This is a genomic window from Endozoicomonas sp. ONNA2, assembly GCF_024606365.1.
Lineage (GTDB): Bacteria > Pseudomonadota > Gammaproteobacteria > Pseudomonadales > Endozoicomonadaceae > Endozoicomonas.
This window is the reverse complement of record NZ_JAHHPO010000273.1, coordinates 1-1635: the sequence shown is the minus strand read 5'-3', so window position 1 is coordinate 1635 and position 1635 is coordinate 1. Positions and strand designations below refer to the sequence as shown.

Sequence of the window (1635 nt, the reverse complement as noted above, 5' to 3'; positions counted from 1 at the left end):
GCGGCGGCATTTTCCCGGACTGAATAAAATGATGAAGTTATTCCGGGACAATTCCATAGTCGAGTTTCTTGCACGCTGCGTGATGTCAGAAACATCCGTGTTTCAAACTCAAGCCTGATTACCGCAGTGAATAGACAAAGTCATAATCAGGCTTGGATGATTTTAAGCGCCCGTGGCTCGAATTTGTTGCAATTTATCGGCCGTTTCCGCAATCGTTTTGCTGTTCATTTTGAATTGGGAAACCACCAGTGCGGTCAGCATAAATCCAATCGCAGGAATAATGGAGAATACCGTAAGGATGCCGTTAATGGCTTCAGGTGTTTGTTCCACCCCGCCACTGATGTAGCCGTAACTACCGAGCAGCCCCATGGCAATGGCACCACCGACGGACAAGCCAACTTTCAGGGAGAAAATAGTGAATGATACGGCCAGCCCATCAACACGACGACTGAACTTTACTTCACCATAGTCAGTGGCATCTGCCGTAAAGGTGAACCAGATTGGCGCAATCATCTGGTTAAAGAAACCAACAAAGAACTGAATCGCCATGATTACCGCTATATTGTTATTGCCTGCAATGTACGAGACTGCGGACATAGCGGCACAGGCAAACAGAAGGGTAATGTAGGCCTGTTTTTTACACATTCTGTCCAGCACTTTGGTAGCCATCTGGGCACCGATCATGCCACCCACCATCCACAGGGACATGAACAGGGAGACCATTGCCGCAGCATTTTCCACATACATGGTGATGTAAAACATCTGTGTTGTATTTTTGATGGTTTGCGTGGTGACCATCACAAAAGTCGCCAGCGACAACCAGCGGAACTGATCGTTTTTCCAAATAAGGGACAAGTCTGAAAGAAGGCTGGTGTTTTCTGACGCAACCGGCTTGACGCGCTCTTTGGTTGTTGAAAAGCAGATCAGGAACAGGACAACCGACAGTGCCGCCATAATCATCATGGCATAGCGATAACCATCAGCCGGGCTGTCACCGAGTATTTCTGTCATGGGCAACACGACAGAGGTAATTATCAGGCCACCACCGGTAGCAAACATAAAGCGTGTGGCGTTGATTGAGGCCCGCTCTTCCGGAATGCTGGTCATAACACCGGTCATGGCCCCGTAAGGGATATTGGTTGCAGTAAACAACACCATGAGTACGGAATAGGTGACATACGCATAAATGACCTTTGCCTGCGCCCCCATATCCGGCACAGTAAATACCAGAACGCTGGCAATGGCATAAGGCACACAAAAGATCAGCAGGTAAGGACGATATTTACCCCAGCGGGTATTGGTCCGGTCAACCAGTGCGCCCATTAATGGGTCGGTGACTGCGTCAACAATACGCACAAACAGAAAAATTCCTGCTACGGTTGCAGCACTTAATCCATATATTTCGGTGTAATAAAAACCCAATAACAGCAGGACCGATTGATAAACAAAGTTACCGGCAGTATCACCCAGGCTGTAACCAATTTTTTCTTTTAACCCAACGACAGGCGTATAACCTGGCAAGCTGACCTGGCCAGCTTTGAGTGTTTGTTCCATTGTACTTTCCCTTTTGAGGTTGGTTTTTTAACCTGAATCCGTAAGGTTTTGATTGCACCGGAAGAATTTTACCAATTTAAT

The 1635-nt window shown here is 47.3% G+C and carries 1 protein-coding gene; it reads right to left on the bottom strand.

Features of this window, described 5'->3' with window-relative positions; translation table 11 throughout:
- Window positions 1-162: 162 nt before the first annotated feature.
- Window positions 163-1554: an MFS transporter gene (locus KDK14_RS04870; protein WP_257263894.1), complete on the bottom strand. Its 1392-nt coding sequence runs from the start codon at window positions 1552-1554 to the stop codon at window positions 163-165.
- Window positions 1555-1635: the final 81 nt, after the last annotated feature.